This is a genomic window from Pseudomonas orientalis (assembly GCF_002934065.1).
Lineage (GTDB): Bacteria > Pseudomonadota > Gammaproteobacteria > Pseudomonadales > Pseudomonadaceae > Aquipseudomonas > Aquipseudomonas orientalis_A.
The window spans coordinates 2,400,420-2,422,686 of the sequence record NZ_CP018049.1 but is presented as its reverse complement, the minus strand read 5'-3'; the positions used below and the strand labels follow the sequence as shown (position 1 = coordinate 2,422,686).

The 22,267-nt window shown below is 64.4% G+C and carries 18 protein-coding genes; 6 read left to right on the top strand and 12 right to left on the bottom strand.

Annotated features, from left to right (window positions below):
- The first annotated feature begins 64 nt into the window (after positions 1-64).
- Both BOP93_RS10905 and BOP93_RS10900 read left to right on the top strand, forming a co-directional pair.
- Positions 65-1,234: an acyl-CoA dehydrogenase family protein gene (locus BOP93_RS10905; protein WP_104502611.1), complete on the top strand. Its 1,170-nt coding sequence runs from the start codon at positions 65-67 to the stop codon at positions 1,232-1,234.
- Positions 1,231-2,178: a D-isomer specific 2-hydroxyacid dehydrogenase family protein gene (locus BOP93_RS10900; protein WP_104502610.1), complete on the top strand. Its 948-nt coding sequence runs from the start codon at positions 1,231-1,233 to the stop codon at positions 2,176-2,178. The genes BOP93_RS10905 and BOP93_RS10900 overlap by 4 nt, the downstream gene beginning before the upstream one ends.
- Positions 2,179-2,296: 118 nt before the next feature.
- On the opposite strand, the gene BOP93_RS10895 is transcribed toward BOP93_RS10900, so the two are convergent.
- The 5 genes from BOP93_RS10895 to BOP93_RS10875 form a co-directional block, all read right to left on the bottom strand.
- Positions 2,297-3,049: an energy transducer TonB gene (locus tag BOP93_RS10895; protein WP_104502609.1), complete on the bottom strand. Its 753-nt coding sequence runs from the start codon at positions 3,047-3,049 to the stop codon at positions 2,297-2,299.
- Entirely contained in the window at positions 3,046-3,492 is a 447-nt protein-coding gene (gene tolR / locus BOP93_RS10890) for a protein TolR (protein WP_104502608.1), read from the bottom strand. Before tolR ends, BOP93_RS10895 begins: the two co-directional genes overlap by 4 nt.
- Positions 3,493-3,506: 14 nt before the next feature.
- Entirely contained in the window at positions 3,507-4,199 is a 693-nt protein-coding gene (tolQ, locus tag BOP93_RS10885; protein ID WP_104502607.1) for a protein TolQ, read from the bottom strand.
- A 47-nt stretch (positions 4,200-4,246) separates the two neighbouring features.
- Complete coding sequence (locus tag BOP93_RS10880; protein ID WP_104502606.1) at positions 4,247-6,112, bottom strand: phytase; 1,866 nt, start codon at positions 6,110-6,112, stop codon at positions 4,247-4,249.
- A 142-nt stretch (positions 6,113-6,254) separates the two neighbouring features.
- Positions 6,255-8,768, bottom strand: a complete 2,514-nt coding sequence (locus tag BOP93_RS10875) for a TonB-dependent receptor (protein WP_104502605.1) — start codon at positions 8,766-8,768, stop codon at positions 6,255-6,257.
- A 379-nt stretch (positions 8,769-9,147) separates the two neighbouring features.
- On the opposite strand from BOP93_RS10875, the gene BOP93_RS10870 reads away from it, so the two are divergent.
- Complete coding sequence (locus BOP93_RS10870) at positions 9,148-10,062, top strand: GGDEF domain-containing protein (protein WP_104502604.1); 915 nt, start codon at positions 9,148-9,150, stop codon at positions 10,060-10,062.
- A 1-nt stretch (position 10,063) separates the two neighbouring features.
- The gene (locus BOP93_RS10865; RefSeq protein WP_104502603.1) at positions 10,064-11,101 is read left to right on the top strand and encodes an AraC family transcriptional regulator; all 1,038 of its coding nucleotides are present in this window, start codon (positions 10,064-10,066) and stop codon (positions 11,099-11,101) included.
- Here the strand turns inward: BOP93_RS10865 and BOP93_RS10860 are convergent.
- The 6 genes from BOP93_RS10860 to BOP93_RS10835 all read right to left on the bottom strand — a co-directional run bounded on the left by BOP93_RS10860 (position 11,088) and on the right by BOP93_RS10835 (position 17,356).
- Entirely contained in the window at positions 11,088-11,969 is an 882-nt protein-coding gene (locus BOP93_RS10860) for a LysR family transcriptional regulator (RefSeq protein ID WP_104502602.1), read from the bottom strand. The genes BOP93_RS10865 and BOP93_RS10860 overlap by 14 nt on opposite strands.
- Positions 11,970-12,164: 195 nt before the next feature.
- Positions 12,165-12,782 carry an isochorismate family cysteine hydrolase YcaC gene (gene ycaC, locus BOP93_RS10855; RefSeq protein WP_104502601.1) on the bottom strand — a complete coding sequence of 206 codons (618 nt, stop codon included), beginning with the start codon at positions 12,780-12,782 and terminating at the stop codon, positions 12,165-12,167.
- A 22-nt stretch (positions 12,783-12,804) separates the two neighbouring features.
- Complete coding sequence (locus BOP93_RS10850) at positions 12,805-14,643, bottom strand: amidohydrolase (RefSeq protein ID WP_104502600.1); 1,839 nt, start codon at positions 14,641-14,643, stop codon at positions 12,805-12,807.
- Positions 14,640-15,230: an antibiotic biosynthesis monooxygenase gene (locus BOP93_RS10845; RefSeq protein ID WP_104502599.1), complete on the bottom strand. Its 591-nt coding sequence runs from the start codon at positions 15,228-15,230 to the stop codon at positions 14,640-14,642. The genes BOP93_RS10850 and BOP93_RS10845 overlap by 4 nt, the downstream gene beginning before the upstream one ends.
- A 94-nt stretch (positions 15,231-15,324) precedes the next feature.
- Positions 15,325-16,134, bottom strand: coding sequence for a hypothetical protein (locus tag BOP93_RS10840; protein WP_237140410.1), 810 nt, complete (start codon positions 16,132-16,134; stop codon positions 15,325-15,327).
- Between the two features lie 313 nt (positions 16,135-16,447).
- Positions 16,448-17,356: a LysR family transcriptional regulator gene (locus tag BOP93_RS10835; RefSeq protein ID WP_065888314.1), complete on the bottom strand. Its 909-nt coding sequence runs from the start codon at positions 17,354-17,356 to the stop codon at positions 16,448-16,450.
- A gap of 204 nt (positions 17,357-17,560) precedes the next feature.
- On the opposite strand from BOP93_RS10835, the gene BOP93_RS10830 reads away from it, so the two are divergent.
- Entirely contained in the window at positions 17,561-17,959 is a 399-nt protein-coding gene (locus tag BOP93_RS10830) for a helix-turn-helix domain-containing protein (RefSeq protein WP_104502598.1), read from the top strand.
- Positions 17,960-18,017: 58 nt separating this feature from the next.
- Positions 18,018-20,789: an ATP-binding protein gene (locus BOP93_RS10825; RefSeq protein WP_104502597.1), complete on the top strand. Its 2,772-nt coding sequence runs from the start codon at positions 18,018-18,020 to the stop codon at positions 20,787-20,789.
- Here the strand turns inward: BOP93_RS10825 and BOP93_RS10820 are convergent.
- Complete coding sequence (locus BOP93_RS10820; protein ID WP_104502596.1) at positions 20,736-22,187, bottom strand: winged helix-turn-helix domain-containing protein; 1,452 nt, start codon at positions 22,185-22,187, stop codon at positions 20,736-20,738. The genes BOP93_RS10825 and BOP93_RS10820 overlap by 54 nt on opposite strands.
- Between the last annotated feature and the right edge of the window lie 80 nt (positions 22,188-22,267).

The window sequence follows — 22,267 nt, the reverse complement described above, 5'->3', positions numbered from 1 at the left end:
CCCTGACTGAACCACCGCTATCGGGGGCAAGCCCCCTCCCACATTTTTAACCGAGTACATGCTTATGACTCAATCGTCTCTACGTGCCGTGGAAGCCGTCGATTTCGACACCACCCTCGAACGACTCAGCGCCGAGCTGGCCGGCACCGCACACCTTTATGATCAAAGCGGCGCTTTCCCCCACGCCAACTTCACGTTGCTGCACGCCCACGGCCTGATCGCGCTCACGGTGCCCAAAGCCCTCGGCGGCGGCGGTGCCGGCCTGCCTCTGGCGCGCAAGGCCATCCGTGCAATTGCCAGGGGCGAGCCCTCCACCGCGCTGATCCTGGTGATGCAATACCTGCAACACACCCGCCTGCAAGACAGCACAACCTGGCCCCGGCACTTGCGTGTGCGCGTCGCCGAAGACGCGGTACACAAGGGCGCGCTGATCAATGCCCTGCGCGTCGAACCGGACCTGGGCACACCGGCCCGGGGTGGCCTGCCGGCGACCACCGCCGTGCGCAGCGCCGAAGGCTGGCGCATCAGCGGACACAAGATCTACTCCACCGGCAGCCATGGCCTGAGCTGGTTCAGCGTGTGGGCGCGCAGCGACGATGCCGACCCGCTGGTGGGCGCCTGGCTGGTGCCCAGGGACAGCCCCGGCGTGAGCATCATCGACACTTGGGATCACCTGGGCATGCGCGCCACCTGCAGCCATGAAGTGGTGCTCGACAACGTGCTGGTACCGCTGGACCACGCGGTCAGCGTCAGCCCCTGGAGCGCGCCGCAGCCGGAGCTGGATGGCGAGGGATTTCTGTGGATGTCAGTGCTGCTGTCATCGGTGTACGACGCCGTGGCCCAGGCCGCACGGGACTGGCTGGTGCACTGGCTGGAAGAACGCCAGCCGTCGAATCTCGGTGCGGCGCTGTCGACCCTGCCGCGTTTCCAGGAGACCGTCGGCCATATCGACACCCTGTTGTTCGCCAACCGCAGCCTGCTCGATGCCGCCGCCGACGGCCACACCCCGGCCGCCAACGCAGCGCAATTGAAGTACCTGGTGACCGGCAACGCCATTCGTGCGGTCGAGCTGGCCATCGAAGCCTCGGGCAACCCCGGCCTGTCACGGCACAGCCCACTGCAACGGCATTATCGCGATGTGCTGTGCAGCCGCGTGCATACCCCGCAGAACGACGCCGTGCTGCAAGGTGTCGGCAAAGCCGTGTTCGCCCAACGTCAGAAGGACCGCACATGAGCCAGGTGATCATTGCCAGCCAGTTGGACGAAGACTACAACGACGTGATCCGCGCGCGTCTCGCCACGCTGCATCCCCAGGCCCAGGTGATCGGGGTGCCGGTCGGCGTACCGAGCGACCTGCCGCCCCAGGCGAATATCCTGCTGCTGCGGCCCATCAACGTACGCGGCTACACCGCACCGGATACGCCGCCACCAGGCTGGCCCTACGGAGCGCAATGGGTGCACCTGGTGTCATCGGGCATCGACTTCTACCCGCACTGGCTGTTCAACGGCCCGCCGGTGACCACGTCACGGGGCAGCGCGGCCGACAATCTGGCCGAGTTCGCCCTGGCGGCCATCTTTGCCGCGTCCAAGCATATGCCCGCCATCTGGGTGCAGGATTCGCAGTGGCAATTTACCGCGTTGCGCCCGCTCAAGGGCACGACCCTGGGCATTCTCGGGTTTGGCGCGATTGGCCAGCGCCTGGCGCAAAAGGCCCTGGGCCTGGGCATCCAGGTGGTAGCGCTGCGCCAGAGCGCGACGCCCTTTGGCGTCGACGGGGTGGAAGCGGCCAGGGACATCCACGACCTGTTCGCCCGTGCCGATCACCTGGTGGTGGCGGCACCGCTCACCGACGCGACGCGGCACATCATCAACCGCGACGTACTGGGCAGCGCCAGGCCGGGGCTGCACCTGATCAATATCGCGCGGGGTGGGCTGCTGGATCAGGAGGCGCTGCTGGAGGCGCTGGATAACGGCCGGATCGGGCTGGCCTCACTCGACGTGACGGAGCCTGAGCCGTTGCCGGATGGGCATCCGTTGTATACCCACCCGAGGGTGCGGTTGTCGCCGCATACGTCGGCGATTTCGACCAATAGCCAGGAAGAGATTGCCGATACGTTCCTGGCCAATCTGGAGCGGTATGTTTCGGGTATCGAACTGGCGAATCGCGCTAACGCCTGACGCCGTTCAAAAGTGGGAGGGGGCTTGCCCCCGATGGCGGTGGATCAGTCATGGATATAGAGACTGACTCACCGCTATCGGGGGCAAGCCCCCTCCCACATTGGTTCAGTGTTAACCATCATTTTATGCGGTAGTGGAAGGTGTTGCGCACCGCCGGTACGGCGACGGGCTTGCCGTCGACAACCCTGGGCTGATAGCGAAAGGTGTCCACCGCCGCCAGCGAGGGCCGGATAAACAACGGATGACAGCCGTCCAGCACCTTGGGGTTTTCCACCCGGCCCTGGGGATTGACGGTGTATTCCACCGAGCAGTCGCCTTCGATGTTCTTGTCCAGCGCGCGCTCCGGGTAGTCCGGTGCTTCCTTGCTCAGGGGCTGGTACTGGCGGCTGTCGAACGCCGGAGCAGCGGTGGGCGCGGGTACGGCGGCGCGGGCTTTTTCAGCAGCCAACCGCTCCTGGTTCAGACGTTGCTGCTCCAGCTCCCGATTGCGTTGCTCGGCGGCCAGGCGCTGCTGTTCGATGTTCTGCGCTTCAACCCGCTTTCGCGCCAGCGCGGCTTTCTCGAGTTTTTGCGCCTGGATCTGCGGGTCAACCGTTGGTTTGGCCGGTACAGGGACAGCAACAGGCTCAGGCGCTACGGGAGTGAGCGGGGCTACCGGCTCAGGCGCCGGCGCCGGCATCATCACCCACTGCGCGTGCATCACCCTCGGGGCCTCTGCCTGAGGTTTTTCCGGCGCCCAGCCCAGCATCAGCGCCGCCACTACCGCCACATGCAGCGCCACCGCCAGGCCCGCCGCCAGGCTGTTGCGCCACAGCCCGTCGCTGTGGGGCACCTGCGCCCGCGTCGCAGCGTGCATGGTCATCGCGGTCATTGGGGGGCCTCGGTCACCAGCCCCAGATGAGTGACACCCCCCTTTTGCAACACCGCCATGGCGGCCACCACGCTGCCGTACCCGGCGTTATCGTCAGCGCGGATATACACCTGGGTGTCGCTGCGCGCCGCCACCACCTGCATGACCTTGGTGCCCATCTCTTCCAGGCTCACGGCGCTGTCGGTCTGGTGCCGGGTGTCGAGTTCGTCGCCCAGGTTCCAGGAGTAACCGCCGTCCGTCTTCACCGACAGCGTGAGGATCTGCTGGCGGGTGTCGGTGGCCAGCGCCTCGGCGGCGACCTTGGGCAATTCGATTTTCACGCCCTGGGTCAACATGGGCGCGGTAACCATGAAGATCACCAGCAGCACCAGCATCACGTCGATATAGGGCACCACGTTCATCTCGGCCTTGGGCCCGTGCTTGCGTTGCGGCCTGGTCAACATCGGTCTGCTCCTGTTCAGGCGGCCACGGCCAGGTTGATCGAAGTACCGCGCAGGGCCCGGTGCAGGCGCACTTGCAGTTCGTTGCCGAAGGCGTAGTAGCGGGTGAGCAGGGTCTGGCTGCGCGCGGCAAAGCGGTTATAGGCGATCACGGCCGGAATCGCCGCAAACAGGCCAATGGCCGTGGCAATCAAGGCTTCGGCAATCCCCGGCGCCACCGTGGACAAGGTGGCTTGTTGTACCTGGGACAAGCCCAGGAACGAGTTCATGATCCCCCACACGGTGCCGAACAGGCCGATATAGGGGCTGACCGAACCCACCGTCGCAAGAAACTGCAGGCCCTTTTCCAGCTCCAGCTCCTGCTCGGTGATCGCTACCTGCAGCGCACGCTCCACGCCTTCGAGCACCGCCGGGTCATGGGTGTGCAGGTGCTGGTATTCCTGCAGGCCGGCGAGAAAGATCGGCGTCACACCGCCCTCGCCCGCCTGCACGGCGTCGCGGTACAGCGCCTGCAAGTCCGACGCGCCGCGAAAACGCGCCACGAAATCATTCAACTGCCGCTCCAGCCGCCGCAGCACGCTGCCACGCCGAATGATCAGGTACCAGCTGAGCAGGGACGCCAACAGCAGAGTCACCATCACTGCCTTGACCAACAGGCTGGCGTCGCTGATCAAGCTCCAGATCGTCATATGTTCCATCGTCGCGTGCATGGTGAAGCTCCTATTCGATTAAAAACGGATGACTACGTGATGACAGCTCAAGGCAATTTCAGCGCGCGGTTCACCTCGGCCCAGGGCACGAACTTGAAGTTCTGGGCTTGCTCGGGCATGCGCTTGCGCCCGTCCTGCACCACCAGCATGCCCTGGCTCCACGGCCCGCCCAGGTTGATGGCGGTGGCTTCCAGGCCATCGGTTTGCGAGGCGCCATCGATGCCGGCGGCGGCGTTCAAACCGACGCGAAAGGCACCGCGCACGGCGAACGGCGGTTCGGCGTCCAGCACCAGGTAGCTGTCATTGCCCTGGCTCGAGATCACCAGGTAATCCCGTGCGGCGCTCTGGTACAGCGCCAGGCCTTCGACATCCGCGTGCAATTGCGCGCCGACCCTGATCACGCTGGTCAGGGTGGCCGGTTGGTCGGCGCGGGCATCCAGTGCCCATACGCCGACGTCTTCCTCACCCAGGAACAAGCGCTGGCGTTGATCATCGGCCACGCAGCCTTCCGGCTGGCTGTCGACCTTGAACTGGCGCACCAGCTCGCCCTGCACACGCCCGGTCGGGGCACTCAGGCGGTATTGCAGGAAGGTGCCGTCCTTGCCGTTAGCAATCGCATACAGCTCGCCGCCGGCGGGCTGGAACAGGCAGATGCCGTAGATCTCCTTGAGCGGCGTCGGCACTTCGCCGGCTTCCTGCAGCTCGCCGCTCTGGCGGTCGATGCTGAACAGGCTCAGGCTGTTGCGATCGCGATTGCTGGCGACGGCGAGGTCGACGGTCTGCGTGCCCAGCTTGAAGTTGGGGCGTACGTCGACGTTGTTCAGGCGCCCGACCGCCAGTTCCTGCAGCAGCTTGCCGTTGAGGTCATAGGCGAGCAGGCCCTGCTTCTTGTTGGTGCCCAATACGCGGCTGTGCGCGGGTGTGTGCGGGTGAATCCAGATGGCCGGGTCATCCGCCGCGTCGCCCTGGCGTGCCACCGGCTCGGTCTGGCGCAGGGCGGCGACCTGCGCCAGCACCGGAGCGATCGGCACCGGCGTGGCCTGCCAGTCGAGCCGGGCCTGGTAGAGCTGGCCGCTGTCGTCATCGCGCACCAACAGTTGCCGGGCGTTGATCGCCAGCTGCTCCGGCTCCTTGAGACCCGGCAAGGTCAGGCTCGATTGCTCGGCCCAGCGTTCGCCAGTCTGCTGGAACAGATGCACGCGCGCGGTTTTCGGGTCCAGCGCCACCATCCCACCGGGCATCAGCGCCATGGCACCGGCTTCGCGCCCGGGATTGTCGAACAGCGCCACGGGCGTGCGTTTCACTTCGGCTTCCGGTTGCGCCGGGTAGGCCCACCAGCCGACGTTTGCCTCGTTCACCAGCAGACGCTCGGCCGCATCGTCCACCTGGCAGAACTGCGCCGACGGCGGCAGCGGCAGGCCACGCACACGCTGCGCCTGGGCCAGCAGCGTCGCGCCATTGCCCACCAGCCATTGCTCGCCCTTGCCCTCCTCGCCCACCAGGAACACAAACAGATTGTTCGCCGAATCGCGGTACAGGCACAGGCCGTTCACCGGGAAATCGCGGGTGGGCAGATACAGCGGCTTGCCCCAGGTGTTGCCGGCGACATCAAGGTTGATCAACACGGCCTGCTGGCGGTCGTTGTCGAGGCTGGCGACCAGCGATCGGTTGCCGGCGGTGCGGCTGTCGAGGCTGCTGAAATTGCCGTTGAATCGGGCCAGTTCGGCGCCTTTTTCGTCTAGCAGCAACAGGCCATCGCGGGTACTGGCGACTACACGGTCGGTGCGGTTGGGCAGGAATGCGACAGCCTCGGCATTCAGGCCCGGCGCCCAGGGGGTCAGGGCCAGGTCAGTGGCGAATGCATTAGCGCTGATGACCAGCGCGATCAGCAGGTACAGCCTGGAAATTCTCATGAACAGGCAAATCCTTCGAATACGGTGAAGATCCACTGTGGGAGGGGGCTTGCCCCCGATGACGGGGTGTCAGTTGATGCAGCTTTGACTGACCCACTGCTATCGGGGGCAAGCCCCCTCCCACATTGGGAATGGGTTGAATTCAAAAATGGGTGAAGGTCAGGCCCAGCTTGTAAGTGGGCCCGTACTCTTCGTACTGGCCGTTGTAGCTGCGGTGGCCGGTGTAGACGAAGTACGACTCATCCGTCAGGTTCTGTGCCTCGAAGCTCACTTGCAGGTTTTTGCTCAGCGAATAACGCGCGCTGAAATCGACGAAGGTCTGCGCATCCACATGCAGGTCATGGGCCTTGTCGTTGATCGACGCCAGTTCGTACAGGTAGGCCGATTTGTAGTTGGCCGAGAGGCGCAGGCTGAGCTTGTCGTCTTCCCAGCCCAGCATCAGGTTGCCGACGCTGTCCGACTGGTTGGGCAGGCTGATGTTGCGCTTGCGGTTGCGCCCGCTGGCACTGTCGAAGCCCTCGATGTCCGCGCTGGAGCGGCTGAAGGTGCTGTTGGCGCCGATCAGCAGGCCGTTCCACGGCGCGGGCAGCCAGTCGAATTTCTGTGAGTAGGCCAATTCCAGGCCATACAGCTTGGCGCTGTCGCCGTTGGCGAAGGTGTGGGCCTCGGCGAAGTTGATCCAGGCGCCCGTGCCGGCGACGTCGGTGTTGTAGACGAAATTCTGGATGTCCTTGTAGAACACGAACGCCGACACGGTACCGGCGCGGCCCATGAAGTGTTCGATGCCCAGGTCCAGGTTGCTCGACTCCAGGGGCTTGAGGTCCGGGTTGCCGAAGGTGGCTTCGTCATCGTCGATCACGAAACCGGGGGCCAGTTGACCAAAGGTCGGGCGCACCACGGATTTGGTCCAGGCGGCGCGTACCTGAGTGTTCTTGTCGATCTGGTAGCGCGCGTGCAGGCCCGGCAACCAGTGGTGATAACGGCGTTTGGTCTCGGTGGTGCTGAACTGGCCGTCGGTGGCGCCGGTGCCCTTGGCGTTGAATTCGGTGCCCTCGTAGCGCATCCCGGCAATGAACCGCCAGTCGTCGATGTCGACGGTGTTCATCAGGTAGCCGGCGTTGATGTCCTCGCGGATGGTGAAGTCGTTGACCCGCGATTCGGTCGGGTCGTAGAAGTCATCACGGTCGAGGCCACCGATCAACTGGCGGATATTGCCCGCGCTGATGCCTGGGCCAAAGCGGCCGAGACGGTAGTCGACGTTGCCCTTCTGGAACTGCGTGAGGTTGAGCTGCTCGTCAGTGAAGCCCTGTTCATCCAGGTCCTTGTAGGCCCAGGCTTCCAGGTCGTTGTCTTTATGGCGGCGGCTGACCTTGCCGCCGAACTTGAACTGGGACGCGTAGCCACTCAGGTCATAATCGCGGGCCAGGTCCAGGCGCAGGTTTTTCTCGGTGTCCTGGGTGTGCTGTTTCTCCCAGTCGACTTTATCGAGGCTGAAATTGCCGGCGTCGTAGAAGCCGCTGCCGATGATCGGGCGTGGCTTGGCCTTGTCGTAGAAGCCGCTGTCGGCAAAGTCACCGCCGTCAAAGGTGGCCCCGGCGATATGCGCCGGGCTGTCCTCACTGGAGCGGCTGTAGCCGGCCTGGCCGCTCAAGGTCCACAGGCCGAGCATGCGTTCGCCGCCGAATACGTAGGACTGGATCTGCTGGGTTTCTTCGCGGTTCTTGAGCTTGCGCTTGCCCTCGGCCTCGCCCAGTTCGCCCGGCGCTTGTGGTTCCGCGAATTCGAGGCTGGCGGCGTTGCGCGTTTCGGTGTCCTTGTAGCGGCTGTAGAGGGTGCGCAGGTAGTAGCTGCTCAGGTCATCGGGCGTGTAGTCGAAGTTCAGGCCGCCACCGGCGCGTTCGCGGCTGATGTCGTAGTCGCGCTGCTCGAACTCGTTGAGCCTGGCGCCGTTGCGAAAATCCCAGGCGCCGCCGGTTTCGACGTTGTCCGAGCCGAAATCACGCTTCTGCCAGCTGAGGGCCGCCGCCACGCCGAAGTTGTCGATACCCTCGCCAAGGCTGAACCGGTTGCTGGCGGCGCCGGAGAATTTCGGGCTGGTCTGGCGGGTGTTCTTGTCGTAGCCGACCTCGGTGCTGCCGGTATAGAACAGGCCCTTATGGTCGAACGCCGACAGGCTTTTTACCTCGACGGTGCCGCCGAGAGAGTTGGCGTCCATGTCCGGCGTCAGCGTCTTGATCACCGACAGCGACTGCACCAGTTCCGAGGGCAGTACGTCGAGGGCCACGGCGCGGCGCTCGCTTTCGGGCGATGGCACCAGAGTGCCGTTGATGGTCACGCTGTTGAGGTCCGGCCCCAGGCCGCGCACGCTGACAAACCGGCCTTCGCCCTGGTCCCGCTCGACGCTGATCTCCGGCAGGCGCTGCACCGCTTCGGCGACGTTTTCATCCGGCAACTGGGCCACGCCGTCGGCATGCACCACGCTCTTGATGCTGTCGGAGACGCGTTGCTCCTTGAGGGCGCTGCCAATGGCGGCGCCCTGCCCGACCACATCGACATGCTCGGTGGTGGCCGCTTCGGCGGCGTTGAGCCGCTCGCAGGCGATTGCCAGGGCCAAGGCGGTAAGCGTGAAGCTGACGAGCCCGGTGCGCTTGTACATGAAACCCTCCCCAAGAATCCGTTGGCGCCAGGCAAGGGCCCGGCAACTGGGAGGGCAAGCTAGGGGTGGGGGATGACGGTTCTGTGACAGCGTTGGGTAGCGAAGCCCGTAAATCGCGGCTTTGCGGGGACTATTGGCCTGGAATGAGCTGATATGACTTGTGACGATCCCCTGTGGGAGGGGGCTTGCCCCCGATAGCGGTCTATCAGCCAGCTTATTTGCCGCTGACACACCGCTATCGGGGGCAAGCCCCCTCCCACATTTTTGATGCTCATCGCCCGTTAATGTGAGCTGATTCGACCTCCCCCACCGTCATCCAACCGTCACATGCATCTGCTGTGCTGGCGTCCATCGCTTACCTGCCCAAGGACCCGCAGCCATGTTTCGCGTGCTCAAACCTCACCGCTGGAAACTCGCCCTGCTGCTGATCGCGGCCAACCTCGGGCTGATCCTGCACCTGGCCTGCGGCGACCTCAAAAGCGTCAGTGAATGGGTGTGGCTGGATATCGTCGGCGAAGGCGGTTCGGCGCTGCTCGCGCTGATCTGGCTGGGCCTGGTGCTCAAAAGCCGCCCCGCCGGACGGGTCACAAACTACCTGGCACTGGGTTTGTCGTGCATCTTCTTTTCCTGGTGGATCGACAGCCTCGACGAGTTCATCCGCCTGCCCGACAGTATCACCTGGGATCACTGGCTGGAATCGGGGCCGATGCCGGTGGGCATGATCCTGCTGACCATCGGCATCTACCACTGGCACCGCGAACAACTGGCGATCAGTGCGCAGATGGAAAAGCGCGAGCGCCTGTTTCGCGAACATCGGTTGTTCGACAAACTTACGCCCCTGGCCGGTGCCGACTACCTCAAACGCCAATTGGAAGACAGCCTGCAAGAGAGCCGCGACCAGCAGCAACCGTTGTCGCTGCTGGTCCTGGACCTGGACCGCTTCGCCGCCGTCAACCAGGCCTACGGGCATGCCGAAGGCGATGCGGTGTTGCAGGCGGTCAGCCATGTGCTGCTGCTCAACCTGCGCCGCCAGGATCTGTTATGCCGCCTGGCCGGCGACCGTTTTGTGGTGCTGCTGCCCAACACCGGCGAGCGCCAGGCCCAGGGGCTGGCGCAGGAGTTGCGCCAGGCGGTGCAGAGCCTGGCGCACAAAACCCGGCTACAGGGCGAGCGCCTGCAACTGGCGGCGACCACAGCGGTGGTGATGGCCCTGGACGAGCCGCCCCACGACTTGCTCAAGCGCCTGAACCTGGCGCTGGCGCGGGCCAAGCAACCCCTTGCGAAAAGCGCCTGAAATGGCCGTGAGAGCCAACTGGTATGAACGCGACAGCCGCTTCATTCCAGGCCATCACCAACCTGCCACGTTGATCGACCTGGCCCTGTCCCGGGACATCGACAGCCATCGCCTGCTGCGCGGCACCGGGCTGTTCCACGAGGACATCCTGGCCGGCAACGCACGCTTGAGCCCGCAGCAGTTGCTCGGCCTGATCGGCAACAGCCGCAAGCTGCTGGACGCCGATGACAGCAGTTTCCTGTTTGGCCAGCGCCTGCTGCCCGGCCACTACGGCGCGGCCAGCCATGCCCTGGGGCATGCGCAGAACCTGCACCAGGCGCTGGAGATCCTGATCCAGCAGCACGTGCTGCTCAGCCCGCTGGTCACGCCGCACCTGGAGCTGGATGAGCACCACGCCTACCTGTATTGGCTGGACAGTTGCGGCGCCGGCGAGCATTGGCGTTTTGTGCTGGAAGCGAGCATGACCGCGCTGGTTGCCATGAGCCAATGGCTCGGCGGCGAGCGCTTGCCGTGGGTGTGCAGCTTCAGCCATGCAGAGCCGCGGTACGTGGAGCAATACTGGGTGCACCTGGGCGAACAGACGCGCTTCGCACGCCCGCTGGACATGATGTGCCTGCCACGCGAATACCTCACGCGCGCCTGGCCTGGCGCCTCGTCCACGGCCGGCCAGGTGGCGCGCCAGCAGGCCCGCGAACAGATCCAACAGCTGGGTTTTGCCGCCAGCTTTCTCGACTGTCTATACGATTACCTGCGCGAGCACGTGCGCCAGCCGCCGAGCCTGGAACAGGCCGCGCAGGCCTTCGCCATGAGCCCGGCCACCCTCAAGCGCAAGCTGCACAAACACGACACCGGCTATCAGCAACAGGTGGACCGGGTGCGCAAGCACATGGCGTTGCACCTGTATCAGGTCAAGGGACTGAGTAACGACGAGGTGGCCGCCTACCTGAACTTCAACGATGCGGCGAACTTTCGGCGCGCGTTCAAGCGTTGGACCGGCAGTACGCCCAACCTGATCCGGCAGTTGTTCAGCAGCCGCTAGCCAAACGCTCGCGCAGGAATTCGACCAGCGCCTGCACCGGCCGCGAACTCTGCCGGTGCTGGGGGTACACCGCCGACAAGGTCAGGGCTTCGGGGGCAAACTCGTCCAGTACGCTGACCAGACGGCCATCCTTCAACGCATCGCCGACGATAAAGGTCGGCAGGTAGGTCACGCCGAGGCCGGCAATCGCGGTGTCACGCAGCAGGTCGCCGTTATTGACGCGCATGCGCCCGCTCACGTTCAGCGCTTGCAGCTTGCCCTTGAAGCGCCATTGCACCTGGCGACCGTGCCCGTAGGGCAGGCAATCGTGGTCGGCGAGGTCGTCGGGTTTTTGTGGCGTGCCGCGCAGGGCCAGGTAATCGGGGCTGGCGCAGTAGACGCGCGGGATGCTGGCAATACGCCGGGCAATCAAGGTGGAATCTTCCAGGGTGCCGATGCGCAGCACCAGATCATAGCCTTCGCCGATCAGGTCCACCGGGCGGTCGCTGAGGTCGACTTCCACCGCGACTTCCGGATAGCGCTGCAGGAACAGCGGCAGCAGGCAGCCCAAATGCGCCATGGCAAACGACAGCGGCGCGCTGAGGCGAATGGTGCCGCGCGGTTCGCTGTTCTGGCCGGCGATGCCCTGCTCCACTTGCTCGACATCACTGAGCAAACGCAAGGCCGATTCGTAGTAACTCTGGCCCAGCGGCGTGACATCCAGGCGGCGCGTGGAGCGGTTGAGCAGGCGCACGCCCAGGCGGTCTTCCAGCTGGATCAGGCGACGGCTGACGAACTGCTTGGACAGGCCCAGTTGCTCGGCAGCGGCAGTGAAACTGCCGGACTCCATGACCTGGCAGAACAGGCGCATGTCTTCGAAGGGGTTCATTGTCGCTTCTCGGTGGACGATGGGCTGTTTTATAACCGGTCAGTGGCCACACCACAAACCCAATGTAAAACACAATCAAATGTGGGAGGGGGCTTGCCCCCGATGGCGGTGGTTCAGTCGTTACACTGAGACTGACACACTGCAATCGGGGGCAAGCCCCCTCCCACAGGGATTACCGGTAACGTTGAGACCGGGTTACCTGGCGGTGAACGCCGAGTAGCTGTTCATCAGGTTGCGGTAGTTGGGGATGCGCGGCGACAGCAGGTTGGCCAGGCCTTCCATGTCGTTGCGCCAGTCAACCTGCAGCTCGCAGGCCACGGCGAACCAGTTCACCAGTTGCGCACCGGCAGCGGTCATACGCGCCCAGGCTGCTTGTTGCACGGTTTCGTTGAAGGTACCGGAAGCGTCGGTGACCACGAACACCTCGAAGCCTTCATCGAGGGCGCACAGGGTCGGGAACGCGACGCACACATCGGTCACCACACCGGCAATGATGATCTGCTTGCGGCCGGTGGCCTTGACGGCCTTGACGAACTCTTCGTTGTCCCAGGCGTTGATCTGGCCAGGGCGGGCGATGTACGGCGCGTCCGGGAACAGTGCCTTCAGTTCCGGCACCAGCGGGCCATTGGGGCCGCTTTCAAAGCTGGTGGTCAGGATGGTCGGCAGGTTGAAGAACTTCGCCACGTCGGCCAGGGCCAGCACGTTGTTCTTGAATTCGTTGGGGGAGAAATCCTGCACCAGCGAGATCAGGCCGGTCTGGTGATCGACCAGCAGGACAACCGCGTCATCTTTGTTCAAGCGTTTGTAAGTCATGGGTTAACTCCGTTGGTGTTGATTAGAAGGCAAAGCACGAGCAGCCAAACGCCCCCCAGAAACCCTGGAAGTCGCTGACCGGCACGCTGGAAAGACGGGCTTTTTCATGGCTGTGGGCATGCACGCCACAGGGGCCGCTGCACTGGTGTACTTGAGCTTGCAGCGGTGAAGTCGGCCGCCAGTGCCCCGGCACCTTGACCACCGGCGACCAGTCCGGCAGCACCGGAACCCGTGGCGGTGCGTAATCGTCGAAGTCGCCGGCGCCATACACCACCTTGCCGCCGACCACGGTCAGTACCGACTCGATCCACTTGATGGCTTCTTCGTCGACGCTGAAGAAATCCGCCGACAGCGCCGCAACGTCCGCCAATTGACCCACCTTGATCTGGCCCTTCTTGCCCTGCTCGGACGAGAACCAGGCGCTGCCGTGGGTAAACAGCTCCAGCGCGGTGAGGCGCGGCAGGCCCTCGGCGTGCAGCTCCAGGCCACCGACGGTGCGGCCGCTGACCATCCAGTACAGCGATGTCCACGGGTTGTAGCTCGACACCCGCGTGGCATCGGTGCCCGCGCCTACCGGTACGCCCTCGGCGAGCATGCGCTTGATCGGCGGCGTCGCTTCGGCGGCCTTGGCACCGTAGCGCTCAACGAAGTATTCGCCCTGGAACGCCATGCGGTCCTGGATCGCAATACCGCCGCCGAGGGCACGCACGCGCTCGATGTTTTTCGGCGTGATGGTTTCGGCGTGGTCGAAAAACCACGGCAGGCCATTGAACGGAATGTCACGGTTGACCTTCTCGAACACGTCGAGCATGCGCGAGATGGATTCGTCGTACGTGGCGTGCAGGCGGAACGGCCAGCGCTGTTCCACCAGGTGGCGCACCACCGGTTCCAGCTCCTGCTCCATGGTCAGCGGCAGGTCCGGACGTGGTTCGAGGAAGTCTTCGAAGTCGGCGGCGGAAAACACCAGCATCTCGCCGGCACCGTTGTGGCGCAGGTAGTCATCGCCCTGATGCAGGGTGACGCTGCCGGTCCAGTGCTTGAAGTCGCTGAGTTCTTCCTTGGGCTTCTGGGTGAACAGGTTGTAGGCGATGCGCACCGTCAACTGCTGGTCCTTGGCCAGTTGCTCGATCACCGCGTAATCATCGGGATAGTTCTGGAAACCGCCGCCGGCGTCGATGGCGCTGGTCAGTCCCAGGCGATTGAGTTCACGCATGAACTGGCGGGTGGAGTTGACCTGATATTCCAACGGCAGTTTCGGGCCTTTGGCCAGCGTCGAGTACAGAATCATCGCGTTGGGCCGCGCCACCAGCATGCCGGTGGGGTTGCCGTTGCTGTCACGCACGATCTCGCCGCCCGGTGGGTTCGGCGTGTCCTTGGTGTAGCCGGCCACGCGCAACGCCGCACGGTTGAGCAAGGCGCGGTCGTACAGGTGCAGCACGAATACCGGCGTGTCCGGCGCGGCCTGGTTGAGTTCTTCAAGGGTGGGCATGCGCTTTTCGGCGAACTGGAATTCGTTCCAGCCGCCCACCACGCGCACCCATTGCGGCGTGGGGGTGCGGTCGGCCTGGTCCTTGAGCATGCGCAGGGCATCGGCCAGGGACGGCACGCCTTCCCAGCGCAACTCGAGATTGTAGTTCAGCCCGCCGCGGATCAGGTGCAGGTGCGAGTCGTTGAGGCCGGGAATTACGGTACGGCCCTTGAGGTCGATGACCTGGGTGGCACTGCCGCGCAGGGCCATGGCTTCACCGTCGGTGCCCACGGCGACGAAGCGCCCGTCACGAATGGCGACGGCGCTGGCGCGTGGGTTTTCCCGGTCCACGGTGTGGAACTGGCCATTGAACAGAATCAGATCGGCGTTCATAGGGTTTCCTTTACAGAGGCTTCAAGCCAGGGAGCGAACAGGCGAGTGGCCGCCGGCATCAGCAGGTAAACCACCAGCAGCACGATGGTCAGGGTGACCAGGAAGGTGGAGACCACGTAGTTGGACAGAAACGGGTGCAAACGCAGGATCGGCCCCCAGATAAACGGCAGGAGCAGGGTTTGCGGCAGGATCACACACAGGCTGACCACCGCCTGCTTCCAGCGCGGCGGCTTGGCGGCGCCGTCGGCCTGGGGGGCGAACCAGAATTCATTGGCGGCGCCGACTTCAGTCTGGTCGCCGTCGGCCAGCATTGGCGCCGCTTCGTCGATCAGGGCCTGGCGTTGCGGGGAGTCGAGCCACAACTCCAGGGCGTCGGTGGAGCGGTAGCGCAGTACGCAGGTAAACAGGGCCATGCCGCTCTGCTGGCTGCGCACCACGTCGACGCCAAGGTGACCGGGGCGTTCACCGGCGATGCGCACGATGCGGCGCAGCCAGGCTTCGTACTCGGTTTCACGGCCGGGCTTGACCCGGTGCTTGACGACCAGCGTGACGACTTCGTCGGGGCTGGTGTTGGGTGTTGGGTCCATGATGGGTGTTTCCCCCCGGTACATTGAGCGATGGGGGGAGTTTGCCGGGCAAAAGCGGTGGAGAATTGAATGTATGTGCTGTTTGCCGCGACGCTCAGCCTGGCTTTTGGTAACCGACGCCCTGGAACGAGAACTTGAGCGCCTTACCCTCGCCGTTCACTCGAGTCACTTGCAGATCGCCTGTGATCGAATTGCGGAACCGACCATACAAGCCTTCGCTCTTGACTGAACCAACCTTGATATTGCCTTGGTCATCCGTGGTAAAGGGCGCGGAAAAACTGCCTGCGGTCGGTGCTATCTGCGAACTGCGATCGATCTCCTTACCGTAGTGCTCGACGAACCCGCTATAGCTCGTGGTCAAGCTGACCTTGCGATCGACGTAAAGGTCTTTGACGTGTTGCCTGGGCCCGAGGTGCTCGGGGTCCGTGACGTCCTGGATATACCCGCTCAACCGCTGCGGATTCTGCGGGTCTTGTTCCACCGTGAGGTTGTATTGATGGCCGAACGTGAAATCCACCGTTGTGCTGTTGCTCGCCCCCGGGCCACCGTCCGCGTCGCAACTGCCGTCTGGAGCGGTAAAGTGCGACCCGAACCCGGAAAACGGCACCTGCGCCTTGCCGTCCTCCCCTGGCTGCAGCCCGATATACCCGTCGCCAAGGGAATTACCCTGTGCATCATTAATGCCGAACTGCATCGCGTAATAAATCCCCGCAGGCTCGCTAGGGGTTCTTTGCGCGCCCGCGCCAATGCTGATTGGAAAAGTAAGGTTGCTCACCCCCTGGCCTGATCCGGGAACCGTGTAGGAAACGAGGTACATCCCATCGGGTGCTGAGGCCTCCTTCTTAATCTCCAGACGCGGATCACTCACCCTGTCCAGTTTTGACGTCTCGACAGTCACTGGCATCGCCCCCGGCGTGGAGACGACAGAGCGGGTTGAGCCCGCGACGCCAGCGCCCGTATCAGCGCTCGCGGGTATTGACTCCGGGTGCCGCGACGCCGAAGCGGGCGCGTCATGACCCGGTTGTGGTGTAACCGGTGGAATAACCTGTGGCCTCTGAGAGATATACATAGTCGCTACCCGCCCCTGCTTGAAAGTTGACCCATGGTAGGCGGGCCAACCCCAGGCGGGCAGCCGGAAAAAGCGTGCGCATCGTTAGGACTTTGCTGTACATCGAGACCGGCCAGGTGAGACCGCGTTCGGCGCCGGGGACGAACCGCTAAACCTCTGCGGCCATATGTTGCGCAATCTTGCCCCGCAACCAGCGTTCGGCCGGGTCATTGTCATGCACCCCGCTCCACACCATCGACAGCTCTGCGGCATCAATCGCGAACGGCGGGTCTTCGGCCCGCAGGCGGGTGCCCTCGGTCAATGCACACGCCGCGTAATCGGGCACGGTCGCGATAATCTGCGAACCGGCCAGCAATGCGCGCAGCCCGCTGAACTGCGGCACCGCCAGTACCACCCGTCGCGAGCGACCGATGCGCGCCAGGTCCAGGTCGATATTGCCGCTCAGGTCGCCCGAGAACGACACCATGGCATGGGGCCTGGCGCAGTAATCGTCCAGGCTCAGCGGCGCCTCGCCATCATCGCCGCGCAGCACCTTGCAGGGAATATCGCGCAGCTTCCTGCGCTTGGCGTTGGCCGGCAGTTCGGTGGTGTAGCTCACCCCTACCGAGATTTCACCGCTGGCCAGCAACGACGACATCAACAAGTAATTGGCCCGGCGCACCACCACGATGATGCCGGGTGCTTCTTCGCGCAGGTGACTGAGCAAGGGCGGAAACAGCCCGAACTCGGCGTCGTCGGACAGGCCGATGCGAAACACCGCACAACTGGTGGAGGGGTCGAAATCCTTGGCGCGGCTGACGGCGCCTGAAATGGTGTCCATGGCCGGTTGCAGCTCCTTGAGTATCGCCACCGCCCGTGGCGTGGGCTCCATGCCGCGACCGTTGCGCAGCAGCAATGGGTCATCGAACAAATCGCGCAGGCGGCCCAGTGCCGCACTCACCGCCGGCTGGCCCATAAAGAGTTTCTCGGCGACCCGGGTCAGGTTCTTCTCGAACATCAGGGCTTCGAAAATCACCAGCAGGTTCATGTCGACGCGGCGCAGGTCGTTGCGATTCATGGCGGTATCCGGACGGTTTGCAGGGGGTCAGGGAAGCATGCCCGCAACGCCTTCGATTGCATACCTGTGCTGTCTTTTCCACGCCCGCACCTGGCGAAATTAACAACGATTAACTCGTCAGCCAGGCGGTCCGGCAACAAGATGGGCGGCGTCTACACTGCATCCATTCAACGGGAACGCTCCCATCGACTGCGGATATTTGTCATGGCCCGACTCGAGCAATATGCCCCTCGTCTATCCGCCACCGGAGGCCTGTGCCCCCGGCGCGAACGCATTGCCAAACAGCTGATTCTCGCCAACCTCGGCGAAAGCCTGAGCATTACCGAGCTGGCCCAGGCTTGCGCCTTGTCGCGCAGCCACTTTTCCCGCGCCTTCAAGTGTTCCACCGGGGTCTCGCCCCAGGAATGGATTCGCCAGCAGCGCATCCTGCGCGCCAAGGAATTGATTACCGGTTCTTCCCTGAGCCTTACGCAAATCAGCCTGGAATGCGGCTTTTGCGACCAGGCGCACTTCTGTCACATGTTCACGCGTAGCGAGGGCGTGAACCCGATGACCTGGCGAAATCACCACTCGCGCTCCAAGCCCGAGGTGATCGCAGCCTAGTGGTCTTCAAGCACCTGGAATATGCTTGCCCATCCCTTACTTTTGAACCCGGGCAGCCATGAATGATTTGAGCGACCAGGCGGTGCACTTCGGCCCCTACCGCATCCATCCGCGCGAGCGCCTGGTGCTGGATGCCGGTCGCCCGCTGCGCCTGGGACGGCGGGCGGTGGACATTCTGCTGATCCTGCTGGAGCACGCCGGCAATGTGGTGAGCAAGCAGGAACTGATCGCGCGGGTCTGGCCCAGAAGCGTGGTGGAAGACGGCAACCTGCGGGTGCACATGGCCGCGTTGCGCAAGGCCCTGGGCGATGGCCAGGCGGGGCAGCGCTATATCGTCACGGTCGCCCAGCGCGGCTACAGTTTTGTCGCGCCACTGAGCATCGAACCGATGACGCTACCCACCGACGGCGCGCCCCAACGCCCAAGCCACAACCTGCCGCTGCGGCGCACGCGCATGATCGGCCGCCAGGCGCTGATCGATGCGTTGGTGCAGCAGCTGCCGCAGCAACGTTTCATCACCTTGACCGGTGCCGGCGGCATCGGCAAGACCACCGTGGCCCTGCGCGTCGCGGAGTTGCTGATCGGGCATTACCGAGATGGAATTCATCTGCTCGACCTGGCGCCGCTCAGCGCCGCCTCGATGATCCTGCCCAACCTCGCCGCCCTGCTTGGCGCCGCACCTGGCGAGAGCACGCAACTGGTCAGCTTCGCCCGCAGCCTGCAGGCACGCCAGCTGCTGCTGGTAATCGACAACTGCGAGCACCTGCTCGACGACATCGCCCTGATCAGCGAAACCCTGTTGCGCCACGCACCACACCTGCACATCCTCACCACCAGCCGCGAAGCCTTGCGCGCCGAGGGTGAAGCCGTGCAACGCCTGGAGCCGTTGAGCTGCCCGCCCGCCACTGGCAACCGCGCCCAGGCCCTGGGTTACCCGGCCATGCAATTGCTGATCGAGCGGGCCATGGCCCATCAGGACAGCTTTACCCTCAGCGATGCCGAACTGCCGCTGGCGATCGATATCTGCCAGCGCCTGGACGGCATTCCCCTGGCGATCGAACTGGTGGCGGCACAGATCGAGCGTTTTGGCTTGTCGGGGCTGCTGGTGCAGATGCAAGACAACGTCCGCCTGCTGACCCGCGGACGGCGCAGCGCCCTGCCCCGCCAGCAAACCCTGCGGGCCACGCTCGACTGGAGCTTTGACCTGCTCACCGAATGCGAAAAAATCTGCCTGCGAAGGCTCGCGGTCTTTCGTGGCGGCTTCAGCCTGGTCAGCGCGGCGGCGGTAATCGCCGGGGAACACATCGCCCCGGCCGAAGTGCAGGGTTCCATCACGCACCTGGTGGCCAAGTCGCTGCTGAACGTGGACGCCAGCGACGACGAGATGGTCTATCGTCTGCTGGATATCACCCGCACGTACGCCCTGGAAAAGCTCAGCCTCGCAGGCGAACTGCAAGCCACGCGCGAACGCCACGCCGCACGCTGCCTGGCGCTGATGGAACAGGCCCGCGGCGATTGGGAACTGATCGCCACCCAGCCCTGGATCGAGCGCTACGCACCGTTGCGCGAAGACGTGCGCGCCGCCCTCGACTGGGGCTTTGCCGACGACGCGGGGCACTTGCTGGCGATCCGCCTGACGGTCAGTGCGATGCCCCTGTGGCAAGAACTGTCACTGCTGCGCGAGCATGCCGGTTATGTGGACAAGGCGCTGGCACTGATCGATCAGGTCGAGGCGCCCTGCACGCAATTGACCCTGCAACTGCAATTGGCCCTGGGCAGCCTCTCCTATCATGCCCTGGGCGCCGCGCCGCAGACCATTGCGGCGTTTGTCGGTGCCGCACACCTGGCCGAAGAACGCCAGGACCTGGCCGGCCAGTTGCGCGCGGTCTCCGGGCATATGGCGGTGAACCTGTGCGCCGGGCGCTATGGCCAGGCGCTGGAACAGAGCCTGCAATTCGATCGCCTCGACCCGCGCACCGAGCCGCTGCTGGACCTGAGCACCCAGCGTCTGCACGCCCTGGCCCAGCATTACACCGGCAATCAGGCACTGGCCCGACACCAGGCCGAGCAGGTGCTGCAGCGCATGAGCCACAGCGGCCACGTGAACCGCTTCGCCCACGGCGTCGGCGTGCAGTATGACCAGAGCGTCGCGTCCCTGACCGTGCTGGCGCGCATCCTTTGGCTGCAAGGCTTTCCCGAACGCGCCTGGCGCACCGCGAGCCAGGCACTGGAGCTGGCGCTGCAGATCAACCACGGCACCTCGATCTGTTACACCCTGGCCCTGGCCGGTGTAGTGATCGCCCGCTACAACGGTGCCGACGACGAGGCACAGGCCATGCAACGCCTGCTGCTTGAGCAGGCGCACAAGCATTCGGTGCAACTGTTCCAGACCTGGGCCGGGCACTACGCCGGTATCCTGGGCGACCAGGATCTGCAGGGCCTGGGACTGATCGAGGACACCCTGGTCACCTTCGGCATGCGGCAGGTCGATGAGCCGGGCATGCACCGCGCGCGCAGTGGTGCGGCCGGCTGGTGTGCCCCGGAACTCCTGCGGGTGTACGCCGGGCAGGTGGCACTCCAGGGGGATACCCACGATGCTGAAGCGCTGCTGCTTGAAGCCCTTGGCCTGGCGCGCCAGCAAGGTGCCCTGGCCTGGGAGTTGCGCTGTGCGGGCTGCCTGGCGCAACGCTGGCAGCAACAAGGGCGCAGGCAAGCCGCCAGGGATTTGCTGGAGCCGATCTACGCTCGATTTACCGAAGGCTTCGCCACCCGCGACCTACTGCGCGCACGCCGCCTGCTCGACGAGTTGCAGGACAAACGGCCGGCCTGAAAACGCCCCCAGACACTGCCCATAACCTTGCTGCAAGCGCTCGACCTGAAGCGGATCACGCAGTTGCGCCAGGGCATAGCTGCGCACGCAATTGAGCAGGCGATAGCGCATCGGCCCCAGGCCAGGCTCGACGGTGAGCAGCGACAGGTTGACCAGACGCGCCAGCAGGTAAGACAAATCGACGTGTTCAAGCTCGGTACCGCTGACCAGTTCATTCAAGGTGGGCAGGGTTACCGCCATCTTGAACAGGCCCAACTGCAGGAACAGCCAGCACTCCGGCAGGCTCAGGCGCTGGTAGCTCCAGTCCAGCGCGGCAGTCAGTGAGCGATGGCGCTCCACCGCCGTGCGACGGCCACGGCTCAGCCCGTGCAGGCCGGTGCGCAATTGCCGTTGCACACCACCGATGCCCAGTGCGTCAACCTGGGCGGCCGCCAGTTCAAGGGCCAACGGGATACCGTCCAGGCGCCGACAGATATCGCGCAGCGGCGCCAATTCCTGGGGCCGCAACACGAAACTCTGCTGACTGGCGCGCGCGCGTGCAACGAACAGTTGCACCGCAGGACAGGCCATGGCCTGCTCGATACTGCCCAGCGCCGATGGGGGCGGCACGCCCAACTGCGGCACGCGAACGAGGCATTCGCCCGGCAGCAGCAAGGCCTCACGGCTGCTGACCAGCACACTGACCTCGGGCGCCCTGTGGTGCAGCCCGCGCAGCAACTTGCGACAGGCACCGAGCAGCAGGTCGGCCCCATCAAGTACCAGCAACAGCCGGCGCGCGGCCAATCGTCGGCACAGCTCATCAAGGCTGCTGGCGGAGTCCAACTGTAATAGCCTGGCCAGATGCACGAGCAGTTCATCCAAGGTCTGCAGGTCGCCCAGGTCGACCCACCACACCCCGTCGCGATAGCGTGGCAACACGCGCTCGGCCAGCGCCAGGGCCAGGGTACTTTTGCCGATGCCGGCCACACCGGTCAGGGTCAACAGCCGTTGTCCGGCCATGCGTCGCACCAGCACGCCCAGCAGCTCATCGCGACCGACCACCGGGCTGAGCCGCGCCGCCAGGTTGTGCTGTGCCGCCAGTGTCGGCAGCCCGCCGTGCACGGGCGCGGCGAAGCAATACCCGCGCTGCGGGTGATTGAGGATCAGAGATTGCACATCGAGGGCGCGACGCAACGCGGCAATGTGCACGCGCAGGTTATTGTCTTCGACGACGCTGTTGGGCCAGACCCGCTCGATCAAGGTCGCCTTGCCGATGTAGTGCCCCGGCGCTTCCAGCAACACGGCGAGGATATCCAGGGCGCGCCCGCCCAGCGGCACCGGCCAGCCGGCCTTGCTGACCAGACGCTGGTGCCGATGAAACGTATAGGGGCCAAAGCTCACCGCCGCAGCATGATTCATGTCCGTAACAGCGCTGAAACACCCGTGCTTGAGTGCCTGCGCATCCTTTTCCGTGGGCTCGGCGTTATGTTGCCAGCTAG

Bases quoted from the DNA above. Each gene is read 5' to 3' on its own strand.
- BOP93_RS10830 (WP_104502598.1), top strand. From the start codon at position 17,561: ATGGCCCGACTCGAGCAATATGCCCCTCGTCTATCCGCCACCGGAGGC.
- BOP93_RS10820 (WP_104502596.1), bottom strand. From the start codon at position 22,187: ATGAATCATGCTGCGGCGGTGAGCTTTGGCCCCTATACGTTTCATCGG.
- BOP93_RS10905 (WP_104502611.1), top strand. From the start codon at position 65: ATGACTCAATCGTCTCTACGTGCCGTGGAAGCCGTCGATTTCGACACC.
- BOP93_RS10850 (WP_104502600.1), bottom strand. From the start codon at position 14,643: ATGAACGCCGATCTGATTCTGTTCAATGGCCAGTTCCACACCGTGGAC.
- tolR (WP_104502608.1), bottom strand. From the start codon at position 3,492: ATGTTGACCAGGCCGCAACGCAAGCACGGGCCCAAGGCCGAGATGAAC.
- BOP93_RS10875 (WP_104502605.1), bottom strand. From the start codon at position 8,768: ATGTACAAGCGCACCGGGCTCGTCAGCTTCACGCTTACCGCCTTGGCC.
- ycaC (WP_104502601.1), bottom strand. From the start codon at position 12,782: ATGACTTACAAACGCTTGAACAAAGATGACGCGGTTGTCCTGCTGGTC.
- BOP93_RS10840 (WP_237140410.1), bottom strand. From the start codon at position 16,134: ATGCCAGTGACTGTCGAGACGTCAAAACTGGACAGGGTGAGTGATCCG.
- BOP93_RS10870 (WP_104502604.1), top strand. From the start codon at position 9,148: ATGTTTCGCGTGCTCAAACCTCACCGCTGGAAACTCGCCCTGCTGCTG.
- BOP93_RS10865 (WP_104502603.1), top strand. From the start codon at position 10,064: ATGGCCGTGAGAGCCAACTGGTATGAACGCGACAGCCGCTTCATTCCA.
- BOP93_RS10860 (WP_104502602.1), bottom strand. From the start codon at position 11,969: ATGAACCCCTTCGAAGACATGCGCCTGTTCTGCCAGGTCATGGAGTCC.
- BOP93_RS10835 (WP_065888314.1), bottom strand. From the start codon at position 17,356: ATGAATCGCAACGACCTGCGCCGCGTCGACATGAACCTGCTGGTGATT.
- BOP93_RS10825 (WP_104502597.1), top strand. From the start codon at position 18,018: ATGAATGATTTGAGCGACCAGGCGGTGCACTTCGGCCCCTACCGCATC.
- BOP93_RS10900 (WP_104502610.1), top strand. From the start codon at position 1,231: ATGAGCCAGGTGATCATTGCCAGCCAGTTGGACGAAGACTACAACGAC.
- tolQ (WP_104502607.1), bottom strand. From the start codon at position 4,199: ATGCACGCGACGATGGAACATATGACGATCTGGAGCTTGATCAGCGAC.
- BOP93_RS10880 (WP_104502606.1), bottom strand. From the start codon at position 6,112: ATGAGAATTTCCAGGCTGTACCTGCTGATCGCGCTGGTCATCAGCGCT.
- BOP93_RS10895 (WP_104502609.1), bottom strand. From the start codon at position 3,049: ATGACCGCGATGACCATGCACGCTGCGACGCGGGCGCAGGTGCCCCAC.
- BOP93_RS10845 (WP_104502599.1), bottom strand. From the start codon at position 15,230: ATGGACCCAACACCCAACACCAGCCCCGACGAAGTCGTCACGCTGGTC.